Here is a 21,855-nt window from a genome sequence, read left to right as displayed (position 1 = left end):
GGACCCGAATAATCGGCCAAAGCGGCGGTGCTTGTCGAGGCTTAGCGCAGGCTCAGCCAGTAATCATGCAGCGCCCGCGCCGCCGGTTCGATCTCGCTGACGCGCTGCTGGTGCGCCGGCACATCCAGGTCGGCCGGCAGCTCGAAGTTGTCTTGTTCGGCACACCAGGAGATCTTCTCCAGCGCGGCGGCCTGGGTGGCCGGCAGTTCTGGCCAATTGCCAATGGCGGCGCCACGAATGTAGCCAAAGCACCACTCTTCGGCGAGGGTCACGCGTTGGCCCTGGTGTTCGGTCTCGTCGAAGCGTGCCTTGAAGCCCCTGGCATCGGTGGCCAGTTGCTCGGCCAATGTGTTGATATGGCGCACGCACATTTCGAGCACGCGTTGCGCTTCGTCCACGTTGCCCCACTGCGGGTTCTGCCCGCCCCAGATGGCCGGGAACCACTCGGCCACATCGACCTGCACCGGGCTGGACACCAACGCGGTGAAGTAGCCGTCGAGTTCGGCCAGGTTCAGCACTGAATGGTCGTCGCCATACTGGAGCAGGGCGTTTTCGATGAATTCGAAGTCGGCGGCGGTGAGCGGGTGGGCGTGCATGGGCATATCCTTTAAACGTCGAGCGCCGCTGGTGGGGCGGCTCAAAGCGCGAAGGATGGCGCGTGCGCGGGGTTTTATCCAGCGGATTTTCCGCCACCTTTGCCAGTCCCGCTTTTGGCTGATGCGTCCTTGCGCTCCCTTGTTATAGTTCGGCCCTCATCACTCGCCAGTCAGGGATCACTGCCATGTCCGAATACCAAGCCTTCGTCGTCGAACTCAGCGGCAACGTTGCCCATGTGCAGATCAATCGCCCGGAAAAGATCAACGCGATGAACGCGGCGTTCTGGACCGAAATCATCGACATCTTCCAGTGGGTCGAAGACACCGACGCCGTGCGCGCAGTGGTGCTCAGCGGCGCCGGCAAGCATTTCTCCTCAGGGATAGACCTGATGATGCTGGCTTCGGTGGCCAACGAATTCGGCAAGGACGTGGGCCGCAACGCCCGCCTGCTGCGGCGCAAGATTCTTGACCTGCAAGCCTCGTTCAACGCGGTCGACAATTGCCGCAAGCCGGTGCTGGCGGCGATCCACGGCTACTGCATCGGCGGCGCCATTGACCTGATCAGCGCCTGCGACATGCGTTATGCGGCCGAAGATGCGCAGTTCTCCATCAAGGAAATCGATATCGGCATGGCCGCCGATGTCGGCACCCTGCAGCGTCTGCCGCGCATCGTCGGTGATGGCATGCTGCGCGAGCTGGCGTACACCGGTCGCCAGTTTGGCGCCGAGCAAGCGCGCAGCATCGGCCTGGTCAACCGCGTCTATCCCGATCACGCCAGCTTATTGGCCGCCGTGATGGACATCGCCCGGGAAATCGCCGCCAAATCGCCGATCGCGGTCACCGGCACCAAGGCCATGATCAGTTACATGCGTGACCATACAATCAGCGACGGCCTGGAATACGTTGCCACCTGGAACTCGGCTATGTTGCAATCCAACGACTTGCGTGTGGCCATCGCGGCCCATATGAACAAGCAGAAACCCGAATTCGTGGATTGACCGACATGACCCCAGGCTGGATTACCACAACGCTGCTGGACAACGACACCCCCGGCGGCTTGGCCGTTGCGCGCAGCCGCGACGGCTTTTTGCATGACGCCAACGGCCCGCTGTTCCCGCGCGAATGGCTCAAGCGCCAGGACCTGCCGGTGTTTGCCGAACACGGCATCGGCCACCTCGACGGTGAGCCGGTGTACCTGCTCGAACTCGACTCGGCGGTGCACGTGCCGGGTTGCAGCTGGCAGGGCCTGCGCGGCTTCATGCTGCAGGGCGATCACACCCTGTACAAGGTGCTCGGCTACGCCGCGCAGATCGGCACCTGGGCGCGCGAGCATCGGTTCTGCGGGAGTTGCGGCCAGGCCATGGTGCAAGTGCCACGCGAGCGCGCGATGTATTGCCAGGCCTGCGACCTGCGCAGCTACCCACGGATCTCGCCGAGCATGATCGTGCTGGTGACCCGTGGCGACGAGATCCTGCTGGCGCGTTCGCCACGCTTTGTCACGGGCGTGTACAGCACGCTGGCGGGGTTTGCCGAGCCGGGCGAATCGGCGGAGGAGTGCCTGATCCGCGAGGTGCGTGAAGAAGTGCAGGTGGAGGTGAAGAACATTCAGTACATGGGCAGCCAATGCTGGCCGTTCCCCCATTCGATGATGCTGGGCTTTCACGCCGAGTACGCCGGCGGCGATATCGTGGCCCAGGCCGACGAGATCGAAGACGCGCAGTGGTTCAACGTCCACGAATTGCCGCCGCTGCCGGCGTCACGTTCGATCGCGCGTTACCTCATCGACCTCTACCTGGCGCGCCGCTTAGGCCACGCTGAACCAGTGCTGCCAGGCTAGGCGCACGGTCAGGCCGAGGACCACGGTGATAAACACCGGGCGAATGAATTTGGCGCCGCCGCTGATCGCGCTGCGTGCGCCAAAGAATGCGCCGCACATCACCGAAATACCCATCGCCAGGCCGACGATCCAGTCCACCGAGCCGTTGAAGATAAACACCGACAGCGCCGCCGCGTTGCTGACGAAGTTCATGCTGCGCGCCACGCCGCTGGCTTTGACCAGGTCGATGGGGTGCAGCAGCATCGTGCTCACGGTCCAGAATGCCCCGGTGCCGGGGCCTGCCACGCCATCGTAGAAACCCAGGCCGAAACCCTGGGTGGCTTGCCACTTCTTCTTGATCGGCGCTTCGGCGTCCAGCGGCGCCTTGGGCGTGCCGCCGAACAGCAAATACACGCCGCAGGCGAATACGATCACCGGCAGCATCTTGTTCAGGGTTTCAGCGGGCAGGTAATGCGCAACCACGGCGCCGGCCAGCGCCCCGACCAATGTACCGACGATGGCGTGCACCCACTGGCGCGGGTGGAACAGCTTGCGCCGGTAGAAGGTAAAGCTGGCGGTCGCCGAGCCGAAGGTGGAGCTGAGTTTGTTGGTGCCCAGCACCAGGTGCGGCGGCATGCCGGCGGTGAGCAGGGCGGGCGTGGTGAGCAGGCCGCCGCCGCCGGCGATGGCGTCGATGAAACCGGCGATAAAGGCAACCACCGCCAGGATGGCGAGGGTGGTGAGGTCTACGCTGAGTTCGAAGGGCATGGGCAGGGGCTTATTGTTAGCGGGGCACAGCGAAGAGGCTGCACCAAGGCCTGCATCTTACCTGCCGGATGTACGCAAAACCAAATGTGGGAGCTGGCTTGCCTGCGATAGCGGTGCGTCAGGCAGCGTTGTGCTGGCTGACCCACCGCTATCGCAGGCAAGCCAGCTCCCACCTTTTTAAACCGCGCCCGCTTGATTCAGCGGTGGGTTTCGAGCCATTCCAGGGCGGTACGCCAAACGCAAATCCCCAGGAAATACGCCGACATCACCGACCACAACCCAAACGTCCACGGGTTGGTATTCGGATAATCCACCACCATCAAAAAGCTGCACAGCAACCAGATCGTGGTCACCGCAATATTGATTGGCATGAAGCGCTTGACCCGGAACGGGTGCAGGAACTTCATCGGCGTCACGGTCAGCAAGGCCAGGCCGATCACCGTGAGCAAGGTGACCCAGGCGTCCGGTTGGATGATATACACGCACAAGGCCACCACATTCCACGCGGCCGGGAAGCCGACGAAGTAGTTGTCCTTGCTTTTCATGTTCACGTTGCAGAAGCAGAACAGCGACGACACCAAGATCACCGACACCGTCAACAGGTGGGTAAATTCCGGCAGGTCGATATAGCGGTAGATAAACAGCGCCGGAATAAACACATACGTCAGGTAATCGATCACCAGGTCCAACACCGAGCCGTCGAAGCTGGGCAGCACCGTGCTGACATTGACCCGTCGCGCCAGCGAACCGTCGACGCCGTCCACCACCAGCGCCAGGCCGAGCCACAGCAGGCAGGCCTTGGGCGAGTTTTCCAGCAGCGCCAAGGTCGCCAGGAAGGCCAATACCACGCCGGTGGCGGTGAAGCCGTGGGCGCCCCAGGCTTTGAGTCTGGCTACATGCAGGGTCGATATCACGGGTGGTTCTCCAAAAGATCAAACGGGGCAGCCGACGACGTGACGCCGTCGAGTCTGGCCGGGGAATGCAGGTATCGACCGGAAAGGGGGTAAGAAGGTTCACCAGACCGACGCATCACTTAGGGTAGCAAGCGTAAGACGTTTCGGCATCAACCTTGGCGGAACACCAGCGCCTTTAAGCCACTTTGTGCATCAATATCAGGAAATTCCGGCGGGTTTTCCAGCCGTTCGACAAAACGCAATGCGGGTGCCTCCTGGGTCACGCCGTTGATCAGGAAGTCTTCGCCAAACGCGGGGTCGTTCATGCAGGCAAGCACCGTGCCCTGTGGCGTCAGCAAATCCGGCAAGCGGCGCAATACGCGCTGGTAGTCCTTGGTCAGCAGAAAACTGCCTTTCTGGAACGACGGCGGGTCGATGATCACCAGGTCATAAGGGCCGCTGTGGGTGACCTTGGCCCAGGACTTGAACAGATCGTGGCCCAGGAAGCTGACCTTGCTCAGGTCATGATCATTGAGGCGATGGTTATCGCGGCCACGGCTCAGGGCGCCACGGGCCATGTCCAGGTTCACTACGTGCTCGGCACCGCCTTCGATGGCCGCTACGGAAAATCCGCAGGTGTAGGCAAACAGGTTGAGCACGCGCTGGCCCTTGGCCTGTTCGCGCACCCAGTTGCGGCCGTAGCGCATGTCGAGGAACAGACCGCTGTTCTGCTTTTTACCCAGGTCGATCAAGTAACGCAGGCCGCCTTCGGTGATGGTCAGCTCGTTGACAGGCTCGCCCGCCAGCCATTCGAGGGGGCTTTGCGGCAGGTAACGGTGTTGCAGGGCCAGGGTGTAAGTGCCGAAGTGGGTGTGCAGCAGTTGCTTCAAGGCTTGCAACGTCGCAGCGTCCGGTTCCTTGAATAACGACACCAGCAGCACGCCTTGCAACCAGTCCACCGTCAGTTGCTCAAGGCCCGGCCAGCAGCGGCCACGGCCGTGGAACAGGCGACGGGTTTCGCTGGGCGGGGTTTGCAGGGCCGTCAGCAAATGCGTGTGCAGCGTGGCGAGTGCGTCAGGGTTCATCGTTGAGCGTCGGTCATTGAACGGCCGACATTTTAACCACAATCACGGCGTTAAAAGGCAGCAATCAGCGGCGCGCCAAACACCTCACGCATGAACCCCGGTGCGATATACCGTTCGTAATGCGCTTCGGACAGCAGGAAGAACTCCCGATCAATCGCATCGCGCAGATCGGCCAGGCTGCGCTCGCGAAACTCCGGCAACAAGGCCAGCCCGTACGCATCCAGCTTGGAAATGACCCGCGCGCCCCGGGCAATCAGCTGATACGCCCAGCAATACGGCGACTGGTGCGGCATAAAGCGAATCTTGCGATTTTCCAGTTGCTGGCGCAGCAGGTGCGGATCAAACACCTCCAGCTTGCTGGCCATCACCTGTACCAGCAATTGCTCCAGGCGCAGCCACACCGCCTGTTTTTCGTCAGCGTTGTAGCCATTCCACTGGATGACTTCATGGTGATAACGCTTGCAGCCCCGGCAGACCAGGTCACCGTAAACGGTGGAGCACAGGCCGACGCAGGGGGTTTTGATGGTTTGATTGGGCATAGGGTTTGTACGCAAAGTCTATGAATCACCGCAGACTTCCATGTGGGAGCTGGCTTGCCTGCGATAGCGGTGTATCAGTCACACGAGCGTTGGCTGGCCCACCGCTATCGCAGGCAAGCCAGCTCCCACATTTTGGCTCTGCGTCGTGGGTTAGTCCCAGCTCAGCGCGCCGCCGGTCTGGTACTCGATTACACGGGTTTCGAAGAAGTTTTTCTCCTTCTTCAAGTCCATGATCTCGCTCATCCACGGGAACGGGTTGGTGGTGCCTGGGTACTCTTCCTTCAACCCAATCTGCGACAGGCGACGGTTGGCGATGAACTTGAGGTAATCCTCCATCATCGCCGCGTTCATACCGAGAACACCGCGCGGCATGGTGTCGCGAGCGTATTCAATCTCCAGCTGCGTCCCCTGCAAAATCATCTGGGTCGCTTCTTCCTTCATCTCGGCATCCCACAAATGCGGGTTTTCGATCTTGATCTGGTTGATTACATCGATCCCGAAGTTCAGGTGCATCGACTCATCGCGCAGGATGTACTGGAACTGCTCGGCCACGCCGGTCATTTTGTTGCGGCGGCCCATGGACAGGATCTGGGTGAAGCCGCAGTAGAAGAAGATGCCTTCCAGCACGCAGTAGTAGGCGACCAGGTTGCGCAGCAGTTCTTTGTCGGTGTCGACGGTGCCGGTTTCGAACTTCGGATCGGAGATCGAGCGGGTGTACTTCAGGCCCCAGGCGGCTTTTTTAGCGACCGACGGAATCTCGTGGTACATGTTGAAGATCTCGCCTTCATCCATGGCCAGGGATTCGATGCAGTACTGATAAGCGTGGGTGTGGATCGCTTCTTCGAAGGCCTGGCGCAGGATGTACTGGCGGCACTCCGGGTTGGTGATAAGGCGATACACGGCCAGCACCAGGTTGTTGGCGACCAGCGAGTCGGCGGTGGAGAAGAAGCCGAGGTTGCGCATGACGATGCGGCGTTCGTCGTCGGTCAGGCCTTCGGGGTCTTTCCACAGGGCGATGTCGGCGGTCATGTTGACCTCCTGCGGCATCCAGTGGTTGGCGCAGCCGTCGAGGTATTTCTGCCAGGCCCAGTCGTATTTGAAGGGTACGAGTTGGTTGAGGTCGGCGCGGCAGTTGATCATGCGCTTTTCGTCAACGGCAACGCGGGCGGAGGCGCCTTCGAGTTCGGCGAGGCCTTCGGCGACGTCGAGTTTGTCGAGGGCGGCCTTGGCGCGGATGATGGCGGCCGAGTCGTTGGCGGTCACATTACGTGCTTCCAGGGCAGCGGCAGCGCCGGCACCGTCGAGACGGTCCATGTTGGCTTCGCTGGCGTGGCCGGCGTTGGCGCCTTTTATCACCGCTGCACCGGTGTCTTCGTTGTCGACTTCATCCCAACTCAGCATTGAATTCTCCTTCCGGGTACTCGAAAAATAAGTGTCTTTGCAGGCTTCAAGGCATTGAAATACTGCGCATAGTGTGGTCGGCAAATACCGATACTGCACACTATGTAGTGGTCTGTTCTGTTTGTGGGCACACTATATGGTGTGTAACAGGGATGGTCAACGCACAAGCGTTATCATCAAAGACGGAGGCTGGCCTGCGTGCGCAACGCCAATTGTCGGCGTTGCTCTACCCGCGACCCAAGTTTGCAGCCCGCAACAATGCCTCAAACACTTGCCGCACCTGGGGCTCATCACTGTGGGCCACATTGAAACGCATCGAATCGCGGTGCGCCGGGTCATAGCCAAACAGCGCGCCCGGCGCCAGCACCATGCCTTGCTTCAAGGCGGCCTGGGCCAGCCGTTCGCCGTTGATGCCCGGCGGCAGGCGCGCCCAGATAAACATCCCGCCTTCATAGCCCATCGGCAGTTCGCAGCCGCAACGCTTGAGCCATTGCTCGACCCGTCCACCGGACTCCATCAAGCGCTGCACCATGCGCTTGCGGTGCTTGGCGTAGCTGCCTTCGCTGAGCATGCGGTACACCAGTTGCTCGAACAGCTCTGAGGTCAAGCCGCCGCTCATCAGCTTCATATTGGTGAGGTTGGCCGCCAGTTGCGGCGCGGCCACCACGAAGCTGACGCGGGCGTTGGCGCTGAGGATCTTGGAGAAGCCCGACAGATAGGTGACCTGGTCCAGGCCGGCAAGCGCGGCCAAGCGCGGCGGAGGGTTGGGGTGCAGGTCGCCGTAGAGGTCATCTTCGACGATATGGCAGTGGTAGCGCTGGGTCAGTTGCAGCAGCCGAAACGCCTGGCCAGGGCTGAAGGAATGGCCGGTTGGGTTGTGCAGCAGGCTGGTGGTCAGGTACAGGCTGGGACGATGTTCGGCCAGAAGCTGCTCGAGGGCGTCGAAGTCAAAGCCGTCGGGACGGCGCTGTACCGTGATCACCTTGACGCCGTGCAGCGCCAGGTTGGCGTGGAAGTAATTTTACCGGTGAAGTTCGGCCGAATTAGGCCTGACTTCACCTGCCATGTGCAATGCCACCTGCCTAAACTGCGGGCTCTCCTCCCCAGGTTCCAGACCATGACCAGCGCGTTAACCCTCTCTTCGTTTCTGTATTTCCTGTTGTTTTGCGCGACGATGACCTTCAGCCCTGGGCCCATGACGTTGCTGCTGATGAGCCTGGGCCTGCGTAACGGGCTGCGCAGTTCGATCCCGGCGCAGCTCGGCGCCAGTGTGTCGTACCTGATATCGATACTGATTTTTGCGGTCGGCTTCTCGGAACTGATCAAGGGGCACCCCGTCATCACCCAGGCCATCCAGGGCGTGGGCGTCGCGTACATCCTTCACCTTGCCTACAAACAATGGACCAGCAGCGGCGCGGTGCTCGACCGGATCGGTGCCGTGGAAGGCGCGCGCAGCCTGTTCGGCAAGGGCTTGCTGACCGGTTTTTCCAACCCCAAGACCATCATCCTGTTCAGCGCGGTATTCCCCCAGTTCGCAGGGGCCGGCGAGCACAGTTCGGCCCTGGATATTGCAATTCTCGGGCTGACGTTCCTGTTGCTGCAATTTGCCAGCGGCTGCCTGTATGGCTACTTCGGCCAACGCATCCAGCATGTGCTGGAAAACCCCAAGCGCCGTGTGCTGTTGCAGCGGATCACGGCAGTGCTGCTGTTGGGCGTGGCATTGATGCTGGCGCGGACTGTGGGGTAGGGTGTGACGGCACCTTCCAACAAAAAACAAGGATCGGTTCATGCTCTTCAACTTCCCCCGCACCCTCCTGGCCGCCACCCTGGCCTTGTCCTTCGCCGCGCCGGCCTACAGCGTCGAGCCCCACAAACCGATCCAGGCGCAAGCCGAGCAATACAAGGGCGAGGCCCTGAAACTGCTGGAGCGCCTGGTCAACATCGACTCGGGGTCGGGCTATGAACCGGGCCTGACCCAAGTGCGCGACATCGCCGTGGATGAGCTCAAACAGCTGGGCTTCAGCATCGAGCTGGTGCCGGATAAAGCGGCCAATAACAGCCATGTGGTTGCCACCCTCAAGGGCACCGGCAAGGCCAGGATCCTGCTGATGGCCCACATGGACACCGTCTTCAAGGAAGGCTCGGCCGCCGAGCGCCCGTTCCACATCAAGGATGGCCGCGCCTATGGCCCCGGCGTGATGGATGACAAGGGCGGCATCGTCGCCGGCATCTACGCGCTCAAAGTCCTCAAGGACCAGGGTTTCAAGGACTACGCGCAGATCACCTTCCTGCTCGACGCCAGCGAAGAAACCGGCTCCGAGGCCGCCTCCGAACTCATCCGCAACACCGCCAAGGGTCACGACGTCACCCTCAACCTCGAACCCGGCCGCCCGGCGGATGGCCTGGTGGTGTGGCGCAAAGGCAGCGCCACCGCCGTGGTCGAAGTCAAAGGCAAAGCCGCCCACGCCGGGGTCGCCCCGGAACTGGGGCGCAACGCCGCCATGGAAGCGGCGCACCAGATTTTGCAGCTGGGCAAACTGGGCGATGAAGAGAAGAAAACCACCATCAACTTCACCGTGCTCAAGGCGGGCGACCGCACCAACGTCATCCCCGACCAGGCCACCGCCAAGGCGGACGTGCGCGCGGCGCTGCCGGAAGAGTTTGACCGGATTGAGAAAGATCTGATGCGGGTGTCCGCGAACAAGCTGATCCCCGAAACCGAAGTAAAGACCAGCTTGCAACGTGGGCTGCCACCGATGCCGCAGACGGCGGAGTCGGACAAATTAGTCGCGATTGCTCAGGGAATTTATGCGGAGTTGGGCAAGAAGCTGACGATTGAAGGCAGCGGCGGGGCGGCGGATGCGAGTCTGTCGGCTGGGGTCGGCACGCCGACGCTGGATGGGTTTGGGATTGTGGGGGGCAATATTCATACGGCGCAGGAGTATGCCGAGGTGGAGAGTGTGGTACCGCGGGTTTATCTGCTTGGCCGGATGATCATGGAGCTGAGTAAACGCTGATCTGGCTGAGCTTACCTCCTCTGTGGCGAGCAGGCTTGCCCTGCGTCGGGCTGCGCAGCAGCCCCAAAACAGACGATGCCGATTTAACTGTAAATACGCATTGCCTGGGATGGGGCCGCTTCGCGGCCCAGCGCGAGCAAGCTCGCTCACTACAGAAGGGGGGTCTAGGGCGGCGTTGTTTACCAGGTTATAAAACTGTTGGCGATTCGGCTGCGGTTGCCTCTAAGTGGTAACGCCGTATGCACTCTAGCAATAACTTCATGAAATGTCTTTTGTCGGTAATCTCGTCGTCAAAATGTGTATCAAAGAGATAAAAAACCGATTCAAAATTTTCATCTGTCTCTAAGAAGTGCTCTAGGGTGTCAATATGTCGCTGCCTTTCGGCGCTTTTGTATTTAATGAATTCTGGTTTGGTAAGTTTGTTGAACAGGCTCTCTAGCTCTCCATCGTCATTAATATTTGTGGTTGCGATAAGCTCCTCTTTGTCCGAGTTTTTTGCATTTTCGACGCAGTAAGTGAATAGCAAACCTTGGATAGTTGATGTGCTTGGCTTAATTTTCATTCGAACTCCGTAAAGGCTGTAATAGGTTGACCTTCATCATTCAAAAAAACTCTGGCTTTTCTTTGTTTTCCATATTCGTACCCATCTCTCTTGTATCCTTCACCAATTATTTTCCCCATATGCATAGGCTCTTTTGACATCGACAGATCAGTAAGCTTAAAAATGAGTTGTGCGCGGTGAATTGCGTTCAATTGATCCCTGTGGCTTAGGAAGTGAGTGGCGGCACTTGGTGGCCTTGGCAGTCCCCTCCGTCTCCCATTCTCGAAGGTCTCAATTTCGCCGGTAGTGGGATTTTTAGCCGTCATCACTCGTTCGAGCTGAGATTCTAGCGATGTCTGAGCTCCGTGTTTTTCCAAAAAGTGTGCTTCCGGAATTGATGCTTCGAGCTCCGATAAACGCCGATACGCATTTGATTCGGCAAGCTCATCAATTCTTGCTTGTCGCTGCCTACTTGTCAGTTGCGGTAACGCTGGGTTTCCGTGATTAACACCTTCAACTGGGTTTTGGGCGGTAGCGTTTGGCTTGCAACCACTCGCATCAGGACAGGAATTCAGCCCTAATGGATCTACCCACCCCGTAGGGTTGTGCACGTACTGGTACGCATTGATTCCACCCGCCAGCTTCACCGGATCCGGCGTCAGGTAGCGACCAATATCCGGATTGTAGTAGCGATGGCGGTTGTAGTGCAGGCCGCTTTCCTGATCGAAGTATTGGCCTTGGAAGCGCAGTGGATTGTTGATTTTTCCTATGTCTAGGCGGCTAATTTCGCCATAGGCACGGTAATGCGCGGACCACACGATTTCGCCGTCCGGGGCGGTGAGTTCCTGGGGCGTGCCGAGGTGGTCGAGTTGGTAGTGGTAGGGATTGGTTTCTTTGGGGCCAAACCCTTCCAATAGGGCTAGTGGCCGGAAGCTGTCCGGTTCGTAGAGATAGCTGCGGTGGCGGTCCGCATGGTGTTCGGCGATGAGCTTGTCGCCTTGCCAGAAGAACTCGGTGGTGATGCCGTCGACGGTTTTGCTGATTCGGCGACCGAAGGGATCGTAGCGGTAGCTGGCGGTTTTTCCGTTGGGTTGGGTGATGCCGATCAACCGGTGTTGGCAGTCGTAGCGGTATTCGGTGACGAGTTGATGGCCTTTGCCGCGGCGTTCGCGGATGAGGTTGCCGAAGGCGTCGTAGTCGTAATGGCGGTCGCCCTGGATCAGCAGGCGGTTGCCAGCGACGATGTCGGGGCCGGGGCGGTCCTGCATGAGCAGGTTGCCGGCCGGGTCGTGGGCGAAGCGTTCGAGCTCGCCTTGGGAGTGGTCGGCGCGGGTGAGGCGGTTGAGTGGATCGTAGTGGTAGCGGTGTTCGCCTTTGCGGGTGTCGTTCAGGCGGGTGAGGTTGCCGGATTTGTCGTAGTCGTAGTGGCGCTCGTAAAAGTAGTTGCTCTGTTGGGTGACGGCGTGGGTGTGGAGGCGCTGTTGATCGTCGTAGTGGTAGCGACTGATCAGTTGGCCTTGTTGGCGTTGGTGTTCCTGGCCGGCTTTGAACAGGTGCGATGTGAGCAGCTTGCCATTGAGTTCGACGGTGGCGAGGTGGCCGCCTTTGTCGTGGTTAAAGGTGAGGCGGTTGTTGTCGGGCAGGCGCAGGTTTTGGAGCTGGCCGCAGGCGTCGTAGCCGTAGCGCAAGGTGCCCCAGCCTTGGTGTTCGGCGGTGAGGCGGTTTTGTGGGTCGTATTCGTAGGCTAAAAACCAATGGCCGTCGTCGACGCTGAGGAGATTGCCTTGGCGGTCGTAGGTGTAATCAATGATGTTGCCGTCGGGCAGGGTTTTTCTTACGAGTCTCCCGGCGTGATCGCGTTCGTAGCGTTTAACTAGCTGACTGCCGTCGTCGCCGTGTTCGGTCTTTTCCTGCAGGTTGCCGTTGAGGTCGTAGACGTAGGCGCTGCGCTGGCCGTCAAAGCCGATTTCCTGCTGGATGAGGCCGTTGCCGTTGTACTGGAGCCGGTAGGTTTCGCCTGATTCGTTTTCGATTTCGGTCAGCAATAACCTGGCGTTGTCGTAGCGGTATTTGACCTGGGTGCCGTCGGCGTTGATGCGGCGGCTGATCAGGTGCAGGCCGTCAGCGTATTCGTAGCGGGTGACGTGGCCCAGTTCATCGCGTTCGGAGGTGATTTTTCCGTAGGCGTTGTAGCTGTATTCCCGCGTGGCGCCACCGGGTTGAGTTAGTTTCAGCAAGCGGCCTGCGGCATCCCACTGATACTGCGTCAGCGCGCCGCGTTCATCTTCGCGCGCAATCTGCCGGCCTAGATCGTCATAGCGATAACGCTTGATTCCGCCATTCGGCAGCTGCTCTTCCAGCAACTGCCCGCGCGCATTCCATACCAAGCGATGGCAGCTGTGATCGGGATGCCAAACCCCAACCAGCTGGCCGTATTTGTTGTAGCTGTAGTCCGTAGAGTTGCCGTCAGGATCGGTCCTGCGCGTGACGTCGCCCTGATCATTACGCTCGTATTTCCAGACTGCTCCACCACGGCGCACAACCCGTACGAAACCGTTGTCATGCTCGTAGGTCGTCGGCTCGTCATCCCTTGGAAACAACGCCACCAAACGCCCGGCTTCGTCGTATTGATACGCCGTGATCGCCCCGAGCGGGTCTTGCTCAACCGTCAGTCGGCCTTTGTCGTCGTAGGATTTGAAGTGCTGGGCGCCATCTGGATCGATGCGCTGCACCAGCCGCGCACGATCATCGTGCACGTAGACTTCCTGACTGCCATCGGCATTAAAAACTGTGACCCGCCCGTCATCGCCCCAGGCATACCGGGTGTCCATCTGCGAAAAACTCGCCCAATGCCGGACACACCGCGCCGCCTTGCCAGTCCGCTCCCACTCCCAATAGAAAATCGCGCCACCGGCCAACCCCCGCTCAAGAATGACGTGTTGCTCGTCGTACCGATAAACCTCGCTTTCGCCTACGGCATTGGTCGCCGAGACCAACCGTCCAAGGTCGTCATACGCGTAGGAAACAACGGTCTGCTCCGTCACCCAGACAAACGGACCGTCGTCCACTGCCCGCTCAATCTGGTAATCCACCGCCACTATGCGACCTGACGCATAGCGCAAAAACAACGAACGCCCGACACCGTTATCTAACCGCTCAATGCGCCCCAAAAAATCCCGGGAAATCCGCAGCCGGTTGTCATACGCATCGCTGATCGAGAACAGCACGCCATCGCGAAAGTGATAGAAGCACGATGCCTGGGCCAGCACCAACTCACCTGGCAAAGCCCCCAAATAGATCGCAGCTTCCGCCAGGCTATTGGTAATTGCTGGCCGAGCCACGGTCGGCAAGGGCAGGGCAGTCGACCGATTCTCATGATCGACCCACACCACCGAATCACCAGAAACACTCAGCCGATGCGATAAAGAGTGGCTCCAGCCAAACCCCAATCCAACATCCACCTCCACCGCACTGGTGCGGTACAACCGGGTCCACTCAAACGGCAAAACCCCGTCCAGCACACCATCGGTCAGCGTCAGCAGTTCCTCGCCCGTGACCATCGACACCGGGCAACCATTGGTCACGGTCTTATCCGAAGAATCAGCTGCATCCCCCGCCGGGTTCTTAGCAACAGCAGGCACATCGTCGACAGGCTCCTGTCGCACCAACGCCGTCCTCTGGGGTTTGTTGCGAACCACCTGCACCGGGTTCGAAACCAACTGATCCCCAACCCTCAACGGCACATCCGGAATCGTCCTGATCGGCGTCGCAGGCCCACCCAATAGAATCGGCTTGGCGAGCTCGGCGTGGTCATCCACGCGAGCTTTGCCAAACTGCCCGGCCATGTGCTCCAGCCATCGGCGCGCACGTTGAGACTTGATGCCGCCCAGCACTTTCGTACTCATCCGCACCGCCATGCCCATCCCGGCAGTGGCGAGGCCCAGCAACAGGTTGATCAATACTTCGGCGGTGATTTCCCCGAGCAATTCGTTCAGGTAAGGCGGCGGCAACATCCGCATCCAACTGACCATTGCCGACAGGTAGATAAACAACAGCGGCTCATCGCTGAGTACCAGAAGACCCTTGGCCAGGGTGTCGGCGCCGAGGTTCAGCAGCTTTTCAAATTCGTCCTGGGACAGGTAGTGCAGCAGCTGTTCGGCATACCCCAGCGGGTCGGCAAGCCACTGAGCCAACTGCTTGAGGTTGTCCCATAGCGAGTACAGCGCTTCGCCGAACCCACGCGCGTAGGCCTGATGCAGCGAAAGGTAGCGCTTGAGGAAGTCGGCTTCGGAATACCCCTTCCACAGCGGTGCGAAGGTGGTGGCCCATTCGCTGCGCAGCCAACCTTCCAGCGGCGCAATAACCGATTGATAGGAGGCGTACAACGCTTTGAAATGCGCTTTGGAAACGTTGGGGTAGAAACTGACGCGGTAGCGCTGGTTGCGGTCGCACTCCGTGATTTGGAGAATGCCGCTGGGGCCGATGGTCTTGTGGATCGGCTCGCCCAAAGGACCGCCGTCGGGGTCGATGCGTTGCACCATCACGGGCGTATTGCCAATGGGCACGAACCGTGAACTCTGGAACATATGCACCAGGGTCAGCGTGCCGCTTGCCTGGCAGGTCGCGACGGTGCTGCTGGGGATAATCGAGCGGTTGATCGGCGCCACCAGCGCCACGTCATCCCCAACCTTGAAGACCTGTTCGATAGCCAATGCCGAAAAGCTGAAAAAACTCTCGGCCCAGGCATCGTAGTGGTTGAGGCAGCCCTTGAAATCGCTGAGAACGGAGTCGACGTCCCGCGTCTTCGAATCCATCGCGGCCAGCACCAGGTAGCCAATGGCTTGGCCGGTTAGCTGGATCATGAAGCAGCCCCGTCAACCGGGGCACTGACACGTAAAACCATCTGCAATCCCTCGCACTGTGTATTCAGGCGAGGGACTTTGCGGAGCTTTGCGTAGGAGGGGAGTAGAGCTTATCCGGCGGTTATGTGGGACGTTTCGACAACTTTCGTTTTCTCCCGGCCCAGCACCACGCTGCACAGCGCCGGTAAAAACAACAGCGTCAGCACCGTGCCGACCAGTACGCCACCAATCAGCACAAAAGCCAGGGACGACCAGAACACCGACAACGTCAGCGGGATAAACGCCAGCGCCGCCGCCAGCGCGGTCAGGATGACCGGCCGTGCTCGGCGCACCGTGGCTTCGATGATCGCTTCTCGTATCGGCATGCCGTGGTCCTGGTTCTGGCGAATCTGGTCGGTGAAGATCAGCGTGTTGCGCATCAGGATCCCGCCAATCCCGATCAAGCCCAGAATGGCGTTGAAGCCGAACGGCTGGTTGAACAGCAGCAAGGTCGGCACCGCGCCAATCAACCCCAGCGGTGCGGTGGCGAAGACCATGAACATGACGCCGAACGAGCGCACCTGGAACATGATCACCGTGAGCGTCAGCAAAATCATGATCGGGAACAGCGCGGCCAGGGCGACGTTGGCCTTGGCGCTTTCTTCCACCGGGCCGCCGATGTCGATCCGGTAACCGGCGGGCAGCTTGGCGATCAGCGGCTGCAGGTCTTTGTACACGGCCATTTCCACGTCGGGCGGTTGCACGCCGTCGATGATGTCGGCGCGCACTTCCACGGTGGTTGCGCGATTGCGACGCTTGAGGATCGGTTCTTCCATCACCGCCTGGAAATGCCCGACCTGAGCCAGCGGCACCGAGGTGCCGGCGCTGTTGGTCAGGGTCATGTTATTCAGGTTGCCGAGGTCCTCGCGCTGGCTACCCTGGGCGCGCGCGACCACCGACACGGTGCGGTTACCTTCGCGCACTTCGGTGATCGGGTTGCCACTGAGCAGGGCATTGAGCTGGGACTTGACCTCGTCGGGCGTAAAGCCCAACAGGCGCAGGCGATCCTGATCCAGCACCAGGCGATAACCGCTGGTGCGCTCGCCCCACTCGAGGAAGGCATCGCGGGTCAATGGGTTGGCGGCGACGACTTTACGCACCTCTTCGGACACACCCCGCAAAACGTCCAGGCTCGGGCCGGAGACGCGAAACACCACCGGAAACGGCACGGGCGGGCCGAACAGCAGCTGCGTCACACGCACGCGCGCCGAGGGAAATTCACCGGCGGCAATCCGCTCACGCATCCGCAGTTTCAGGGCGTCACGGGCATGGGAATCCGGCGTCTGCACGATAAGCTTGGCAAACGCCGGGTCGGGCATCTCAGGGTTCAACGACAGAAAAAAGCGTGGCGCGCCACCGCCCACATACGTGTCCACCATGCGGGTTTGCGGCTCTTGCAGCAGGGCTTTCTCCAATTGCGCCGCCACCGCTTCAGTGCTTTTGAAGGCGCTGCCCGGCGGCATGTACACCTCAAGAATCAGCTCGGAACGGTCGGAGTTGGGGAAAAACTGCTTGTTCACCACGCCCATGCCCAGCACGCACAGCACAAACGCGGCCACGACCAGCCCCGTCACCCACCCGCGCCGACGCACGCAGGCTTCGACCAACCCGCGCAGTTTCTGGTAATAACGCCCGGCGTAGATCGCATCGTGCCCACCGGGCACCGGCTTGATCTGCGGCAGCAGTTTCACGCCCAGGTAGGGGGTGAACAGCACCGCCACCAGCCAGGATGAGATCAGCGCAAAGCCGACGATCCAGAAGATATTGCCGGCATATTCCCCGGCGCCCGAGCGGGCAAATCCCACCGGCAGAAAGCCGATGATCGTCACCAGGGTACCGGTGAGCATCGGCGCTGCCGTGGAGCTCCAGGCAAACGTCGCGGCGTGGATCCGGTCGAAGCCTTCTTCGAGTTTCACCACCATCATTTCGATGGCGATGATGGCGTCATCCACCAGCAAGCCGAGGGAAATGATCAGCGCGCCCAGGGTAATGCGGTCGAACTCGCGGCCGGTCAGCAGCATGATCACGAACACCACCGATAAGGTCAGCGGTACCGCCGCCGCCACCACCAGGCCGACGCGAAAACCCAGGGCCAACAGGCTGATGATCATCACCACCGCCAGGGCGACGAAGAATTTCAGCATGAATTCGTTCACCGCCAGGCTGATGTTTTTTGCCTGGTCGGAGACCTTGGCGAAATTCACCCCCAGGGGCAGGTCAGCCTGGATCCTGGCTTCCTGGGCCTGGAGGCTTTTGTCCAGCTCCAGGCCGTTCCAGTGTTTCTCCATGATCACGCCAAGCATCAGCGCCGGGTCGCCCTGGTGGCGGATGCGGTAGCTGGGCGGGTCTTCGTAGCCACGGCTGACGTGGGCGACATCGGCGATGCGCAACAGGCGGCCGTTAACTTGCAGGGGCACGTTTTCAATCAGCGCCAAGCTGTCGAAGGCGCCGTCGATACGGATGTAGGCGCGCGCACCGGCGGTTTCCACGAACCCCGAGGGCGCCACGGCGTTCTGCGCGGCGAGGGCGGCGAAGATCTGGTCCGGCTTGATGCCCAGGGTGGCGAGGCGCTCATAGGAAAACTCGACGAAAATGCGCTGGGCCTGCTCGCCGAGGATATTGACCTTCTTCACCCCCGGCAGGTTGAGAAAACCCTGGCGCAGGTCTTCGGCCATCTGTACTTGCTGGCGGTGCGGCAGGTGTTCGGCTTCCAGGGCGTATAACGCAAAGTACACATCGGAATATTCATCGTTGAAGAACGGCCCGATCACGCCGTTGGGCAATCGCGCGGCTTCATCGCTGAGCTTTTTGCGGGTCTGGTAGAACAGGTCCTGGACCTCGCTGGGGCGCGCGGATTCCTTATAGGTCATGCGCATCGACACAAACCCCGGCTGGGCGATGGTTTCCACGCGGTCGTAGTAGTCGAGTTCCTGCAGGCGTTTTTCCAGGCGGTCGGCTACCTGTTCCTGCATTTCCCGGGCCGTGGCGCCGGGCCAGGCGGCGGTGATGGTCATGACCTTGACGGTGAACAGCGGGTCTTCGGCGCGCCCCAGCTTGCCGAACGAGAAGACCCCGGCGGCAAGGATCGCGATGATCAGAAACAGCGTCACTGCGCGGTGCTTGACCGCCAGTTCGGAGAGGTTGATGCCGCGCATGCTCAGTTATCCTGTTTGCGGTTGAGAGCCAGCACCTGGGCGGGCAGCAGGCGTACCGCATCACCGTTGTGCAGCAGGTGTGCGCCGAGGGCAACGATGACCTGTCCGGGCGTCACGCCGCTGTCCAGCAAGGCGTCTTCCTGGCCGAGACTGGCGACTTTCACCGGGGCGAAGCTGACCTTGTCGTCGGCGCCGATCAGCCATACGCCGGTGCCTTGTCCCGAATCCTGCAGGGCGCCGATGGGCACGCGGGTTTGCTGGGCCTGGCCGTTGCCTTGCAAGCGCACGGTGATGGTCGAACCGAGGGCGAAACGCTCGACGGCGCCGTGCAAGACATAGCGGGCACGGTAGGTGCGGGTGGTCGGGTCGGCGCTGGCGGACAGTTCACGCAGGGTTGCGGTCACGGCCTGGTCCGGGGCGCCGAAGGGGGAGGCCAGGGCGTTCTGCGCAGCTTGCCCACGCTGGTTTTCCGGCAGGTTGACGATGGCTTCGCGGGCGCCGTCATGGGCCAGGCGCGCGACGATCTGGCCTTCGGCGACCACCTGGCCACGGTCCGCCCGCACGTCGGTGATGATGCCGTCGCCATCGGCCTTGAGGACTGAGTAAGTGCGGCGGTTCTCGATCTGGCTGGCGTCGGATTGCGCCGCGGCCAGTTCGGCCTCGGCGACGCGCAGGTTGGTCGCCGACTGGTCGAAGATCTGCCGCGACACCGCGCCGGTGCTGGCCAGGCGTTGGTAGCGGTTTTCGTCGTCACGGCGCTGACGCAGTTGCGCCTGGGCGGCGTTGACGCGGTTTTTCGCCGAGCGCAGGGCCAGTTCGAAGTCGCCGATGTCCAGCACCAGCAGGGTATCGCCACGGGACACATGCTGGCCGGGATCGACCTTGCGTTCGATGACCTTGCCGCCGACCCGGAACCCCAGGTCGCTTTCAGTACGGGCTGCCACTACGCCGGTATAGGCGCTTTGCTGGGTGCCGGCCGCCTCGACCTTGGCAGCCAGAACCGGGCGTGGTTGAGGCGCTTGGGCGGTGGTGTCGGCCTGGCTGTTGCAGCCACTGAGCACGATCAACAGCGCCAGGGGAGTGAGAAGACGCAGGGGGAAAGGGTGCATGGCGGGCTCCGGGTACCAGTTGGAAAAAATTACGAACATAATTTTTAACTCATATTATGGTCGAAATATAAATTAATCCAGCCCCGGATGTTCCCCATGGCAGACGCCCCGGCCGCATCGCGCAGCGTGTTGTTTTTACGGGTGGCCCTGACGGCGCTGGGAGAGGTGTCGAGCCCACTGATCAATCCCGGCGAAGACCTGTAGACCAATGCCTCAGTGGTCGAACGTTAAACGCTGCGCCAAGCGCTCGCCGGTCAGTTCGATAAAGCCTTGCAGGGCGGGCAGGCTGAAGTGGGCGTTGAGCTGCTCGACACAGGCCCAATGGCCGCTGACGGTCCACAATTCAGGGTCGAACGGGTCGCGCTGCACCGTGTAACCCAGGCAGCCGGGGGCGGTGCGTATGGCTTGGGCGATCTGCTGCAGGCGCTCGCCCAGTTGCGTTGACCGCCCGGCGGTCGCGCGGACATGGACAGTGTTGAAGGCACAGGCTGGCATGGCAATGGTCTCCGGGGCGGATGTCAGTGCGCAGGCTAGAACCTCCTGGCGCCAGGACCAATGGCCAATCCGGCGGAAAGTCCGCTAGCCAATCTGCTTGAGAATATCGCGGACCTTGTCCAGCGCCGGGTCGATATCCAGGGTTTCGATGGCGCCGAAGCCGATGATCAGGCCCGGACGCACCGGAGTGTCGTGGAAGAACACATCCAGGGGGTACAGACCCACTTCGACCTGGCGCGCCAGCTGCATCAGCAACGGGATGTCCACCGGCACCTTGCACAGCGCCGCCATGTGGAACCCGGCCACGGTAGGCACGGCTTCGAACCACGGCGACAGATCCCCCGCCAGGCGCTGCAGGATTCGCTCGCGACGCCCGGCATACACCGTATGACAGCGGCGGATATGCTTGAGCAGGTAGCCTTCACTGATGAATTTGGCCAAGGCCCATTGCGGCAGCGTCGAGCTGTGCTGGTCGGTGAGCTGCTTGGCCTTGAGCACCGCGCCATGAATCGCCGGTGGCAGCACCGCGTAGCCCAGGCGCAGCTCCGGCAGCAAGGTTTTCGAAAAGGTCCCGACGTAGGTCACCACACCGCGGCTGTCCATGCTTTGCAGGGAGTCGGTGGGCCGCCCCTCGTAGCGGAATTCGCTGTCGTAATCGTCCTCGATGATGATCGCGCCCAGCTCGAACGCCCGTGCCAGCAGCGCTTCACGGCGCGACGGGCTCATGGGCATGCCGAGCGGGAATTGATGGGAGGGCGTCACGTAGATCAGCCGCGTGCCGTGGGGAATCCGGTCGACCTGGATACCTTGGTCATCCACCGCAACGCTGGCGACGCGGGCGCCCATTGCCATGAATAGCTGGCGGGCGGGGCTGTAGCCCGGGTCTTCCATGGCCACGGTGCTGCCTGGCTCCAGCACCACACGGGCGATCAGGTCCAGCGCCTGCTGGGCGCCGTTGGTGACGATGATGTCGCTGTCTCGGCAGTTGACCCCGCGCGAGAACGCGATGTGCCCGGCGATGGCACTGCGCAAGGCCGGCAAGCCTTCGGGCTGGCTGTAGAACCCGCTGTTCTGGGCGATGCGGCGCAGCGCGTCCTGGGTGCAACGCCGCCATTCGTCCTGAGGGAACTGGTTACGGCTGGTGGCACCGCCGATAAATTCATAGCGCAACGTACTGTCGCGGGTGGGGTGGCGCATGGGCGAGGGCAGCGATTGCCACTTCGCCAGGTTGGCTGCGCAGGCCAGGTCGGTGGCGGATTGCAGGCGTTCGCTCTGTGGGGTGCCGGCGTTGACGAAGGTACCCCGGCCGGTCTTGCCGATCAGCAAGCCTTCGTAGGTCAGGGCGGCGTAGGTGTCGGAAACAGTCTTGCGCGACACGCCCAACTGTTCGGCGAGCAGGCGGCTGGGCGGCAGTTGTGCGCCGGCGACCAGACGCCCGCAGCCGATGGCTTCGCGCAACTGCTGGTAGAGCTGTTCGGCCAGGTCCTTGCGGCCGTTGATCACCACGTGCAATTCCATGTCGTATCCCGCGCATTGAGT

The 21,855-nt window shown here is 61.1% G+C and carries 16 protein-coding genes and 1 pseudogene; 4 read left to right on the top strand and 13 right to left on the bottom strand.

Features of this window, described 5'->3' with window-relative positions; translation table 11 throughout:
- Positions 1–41: 41 nt before the first annotated feature.
- Positions 42–596, bottom strand: coding sequence for a UPF0149 family protein (locus KVG91_RS25005; RefSeq protein WP_169377134.1), 555 nt, complete (start codon positions 594–596; stop codon positions 42–44).
- Positions 597–781: 185 nt separating this feature from the next.
- Here KVG91_RS25005 and KVG91_RS25000 point away from each other — a divergent pair, with 185 nt between their 5' ends.
- Together KVG91_RS25000 and nudC are read left to right on the top strand one after the other, a co-directional pair.
- Positions 782–1,594 (top strand): crotonase/enoyl-CoA hydratase family protein, encoded by an 813-nt coding sequence (locus tag KVG91_RS25000; protein WP_169377135.1) that lies wholly within the window; start codon positions 782–784, stop codon positions 1,592–1,594.
- A 5-nt stretch (positions 1,595–1,599) separates the two neighbouring features.
- The gene (gene nudC, locus KVG91_RS24995; protein WP_169377136.1) at positions 1,600–2,433 is read left to right on the top strand and encodes an NAD(+) diphosphatase; all 834 of its coding nucleotides are present in this window, start codon (positions 1,600–1,602) and stop codon (positions 2,431–2,433) included.
- Here the strand turns inward: nudC and KVG91_RS24990 are convergent.
- From KVG91_RS24990 to KVG91_RS24965, 6 genes and pseudogenes are all read right to left on the bottom strand, one after another.
- A complete protein-coding gene (locus KVG91_RS24990; protein WP_169377137.1) occupies positions 2,401–3,180 on the bottom strand; it encodes a TSUP family transporter in 780 nt (259 codons plus the stop codon). The two genes, nudC and KVG91_RS24990, sit on opposite strands and share 33 nt — an antisense overlap.
- Before the next feature lie 197 nt (positions 3,181–3,377).
- A complete protein-coding gene (pcsA, locus tag KVG91_RS24985) occupies positions 3,378–4,094 on the bottom strand; it encodes a phosphatidylcholine synthase (protein ID WP_169377138.1) in 717 nt (238 codons plus the stop codon).
- A gap of 149 nt (positions 4,095–4,243) precedes the next feature.
- Entirely contained in the window at positions 4,244–5,158 is a 915-nt protein-coding gene (locus tag KVG91_RS24980) for a class I SAM-dependent methyltransferase (protein ID WP_169377139.1), read from the bottom strand.
- A gap of 50 nt (positions 5,159–5,208) precedes the next feature.
- The gene (locus KVG91_RS24975) at positions 5,209–5,697 is read right to left on the bottom strand and encodes a DUF1289 domain-containing protein (protein ID WP_076952353.1); all 489 of its coding nucleotides are present in this window, start codon (positions 5,695–5,697) and stop codon (positions 5,209–5,211) included.
- A gap of 150 nt (positions 5,698–5,847) precedes the next feature.
- Positions 5,848–7,098, bottom strand: a complete 1,251-nt coding sequence (locus KVG91_RS24970; protein WP_217894949.1) for a ribonucleotide-diphosphate reductase subunit beta — start codon at positions 7,096–7,098, stop codon at positions 5,848–5,850.
- 226 nt (positions 7,099–7,324) lie between these two features.
- Positions 7,325–8,113 (bottom strand): annotated as a pseudogene (locus KVG91_RS24965) (aminotransferase-like domain-containing protein); the annotation flags it as partial.
- A 102-nt stretch (positions 8,114–8,215) separates the two neighbouring features.
- On the opposite strand from KVG91_RS24965, the gene KVG91_RS24960 reads away from it, so the two are divergent.
- Both KVG91_RS24960 and KVG91_RS24955 read left to right on the top strand, forming a co-directional pair.
- The gene (locus KVG91_RS24960) at positions 8,216–8,845 is read left to right on the top strand and encodes a LysE family translocator (RefSeq protein ID WP_169377655.1); all 630 of its coding nucleotides are present in this window, start codon (positions 8,216–8,218) and stop codon (positions 8,843–8,845) included.
- Positions 8,846–8,885: 40 nt separating this feature from the next.
- On the top strand, positions 8,886–10,115 hold the full coding sequence (locus KVG91_RS24955) for a M20/M25/M40 family metallo-hydrolase (protein ID WP_169377654.1): 1,230 nt from the start codon (positions 8,886–8,888) through the stop codon (positions 10,113–10,115).
- Between the two features lie 187 nt (positions 10,116–10,302).
- On the opposite strand, the gene KVG91_RS24950 is transcribed toward KVG91_RS24955, so the two are convergent.
- The 6 genes from KVG91_RS24950 to pdxR form a co-directional block, all read right to left on the bottom strand.
- Positions 10,303–10,677, bottom strand: a complete 375-nt coding sequence (locus KVG91_RS24950; protein ID WP_169377653.1) for a hypothetical protein — start codon at positions 10,675–10,677, stop codon at positions 10,303–10,305.
- Positions 10,674–15,518 carry an RHS repeat-associated core domain-containing protein gene (locus KVG91_RS24945; RefSeq protein ID WP_217894948.1) on the bottom strand — a complete coding sequence of 1,615 codons (4,845 nt, stop codon included), beginning with the start codon at positions 15,516–15,518 and terminating at the stop codon, positions 10,674–10,676. The genes KVG91_RS24950 and KVG91_RS24945 overlap by 4 nt, the downstream gene beginning before the upstream one ends.
- 110 nt (positions 15,519–15,628) lie before the next feature.
- On the bottom strand, positions 15,629–18,712 hold the full coding sequence (locus KVG91_RS24940) for an efflux RND transporter permease subunit (RefSeq protein WP_169376888.1): 3,084 nt from the start codon (positions 18,710–18,712) through the stop codon (positions 15,629–15,631).
- Positions 18,713–18,714: 2 nt separating this feature from the next.
- Positions 18,715–19,821: an efflux RND transporter periplasmic adaptor subunit gene (locus KVG91_RS24935; protein WP_169376889.1), complete on the bottom strand. Its 1,107-nt coding sequence runs from the start codon at positions 19,819–19,821 to the stop codon at positions 18,715–18,717.
- A gap of 213 nt (positions 19,822–20,034) precedes the next feature.
- A complete protein-coding gene (locus KVG91_RS24930) occupies positions 20,035–20,316 on the bottom strand; it encodes a putative quinol monooxygenase (protein WP_169376890.1) in 282 nt (93 codons plus the stop codon).
- Between the two features lie 84 nt (positions 20,317–20,400).
- Positions 20,401–21,834, bottom strand: a complete 1,434-nt coding sequence (pdxR, locus tag KVG91_RS24925) for a MocR-like pyridoxine biosynthesis transcription factor PdxR (RefSeq protein ID WP_169376891.1) — start codon at positions 21,832–21,834, stop codon at positions 20,401–20,403.
- Between the last annotated feature and the right edge of the window lie 21 nt (positions 21,835–21,855).

Source organism: Pseudomonas azadiae (genome assembly GCF_019145355.1).
Classification (GTDB): Bacteria; Pseudomonadota; Gammaproteobacteria; order Pseudomonadales; family Pseudomonadaceae; genus Aquipseudomonas; species Aquipseudomonas azadiae.
This window is presented reverse-complemented; position numbering and strand designations above follow the sequence as displayed.

Coding starts and splice junctions, on each gene's coding strand:
- KVG91_RS25005 (WP_169377134.1), bottom strand. CDS start 596: ATGCACGCCCACCCGCTCACCGCCGCCGACTTCGAATTCATCGAAAAC.
- KVG91_RS25000 (WP_169377135.1), top strand. CDS start 782: ATGTCCGAATACCAAGCCTTCGTCGTCGAACTCAGCGGCAACGTTGCC.
- nudC (WP_169377136.1), top strand. CDS start 1,600: ATGACCCCAGGCTGGATTACCACAACGCTGCTGGACAACGACACCCCC.
- KVG91_RS24990 (WP_169377137.1), bottom strand. CDS start 3,180: ATGCCCTTCGAACTCAGCGTAGACCTCACCACCCTCGCCATCCTGGCG.
- KVG91_RS24980 (WP_169377139.1), bottom strand. CDS start 5,158: ATGAACCCTGACGCACTCGCCACGCTGCACACGCATTTGCTGACGGCC.
- KVG91_RS24975 (WP_076952353.1), bottom strand. CDS start 5,697: ATGCCCAATCAAACCATCAAAACCCCCTGCGTCGGCCTGTGCTCCACC.
- KVG91_RS24970 (WP_217894949.1), bottom strand. CDS start 7,098: ATGCTGAGTTGGGATGAAGTCGACAACGAAGACACCGGTGCAGCGGTG.
- KVG91_RS24960 (WP_169377655.1), top strand. CDS start 8,216: ATGACCAGCGCGTTAACCCTCTCTTCGTTTCTGTATTTCCTGTTGTTT.
- KVG91_RS24955 (WP_169377654.1), top strand. CDS start 8,886: ATGCTCTTCAACTTCCCCCGCACCCTCCTGGCCGCCACCCTGGCCTTG.
- KVG91_RS24950 (WP_169377653.1), bottom strand. CDS start 10,677: ATGAAAATTAAGCCAAGCACATCAACTATCCAAGGTTTGCTATTCACT.
- KVG91_RS24945 (WP_217894948.1), bottom strand. CDS start 15,518: ATGATCCAGCTAACCGGCCAAGCCATTGGCTACCTGGTGCTGGCCGCG.
- KVG91_RS24940 (WP_169376888.1), bottom strand. CDS start 18,712: ATGCGCGGCATCAACCTCTCCGAACTGGCGGTCAAGCACCGCGCAGTG.
- KVG91_RS24935 (WP_169376889.1), bottom strand. CDS start 19,821: ATGCACCCTTTCCCCCTGCGTCTTCTCACTCCCCTGGCGCTGTTGATC.
- KVG91_RS24930 (WP_169376890.1), bottom strand. CDS start 20,316: ATGCCAGCCTGTGCCTTCAACACTGTCCATGTCCGCGCGACCGCCGGG.
- pdxR (WP_169376891.1), bottom strand. CDS start 21,834: ATGGAATTGCACGTGGTGATCAACGGCCGCAAGGACCTGGCCGAACAG.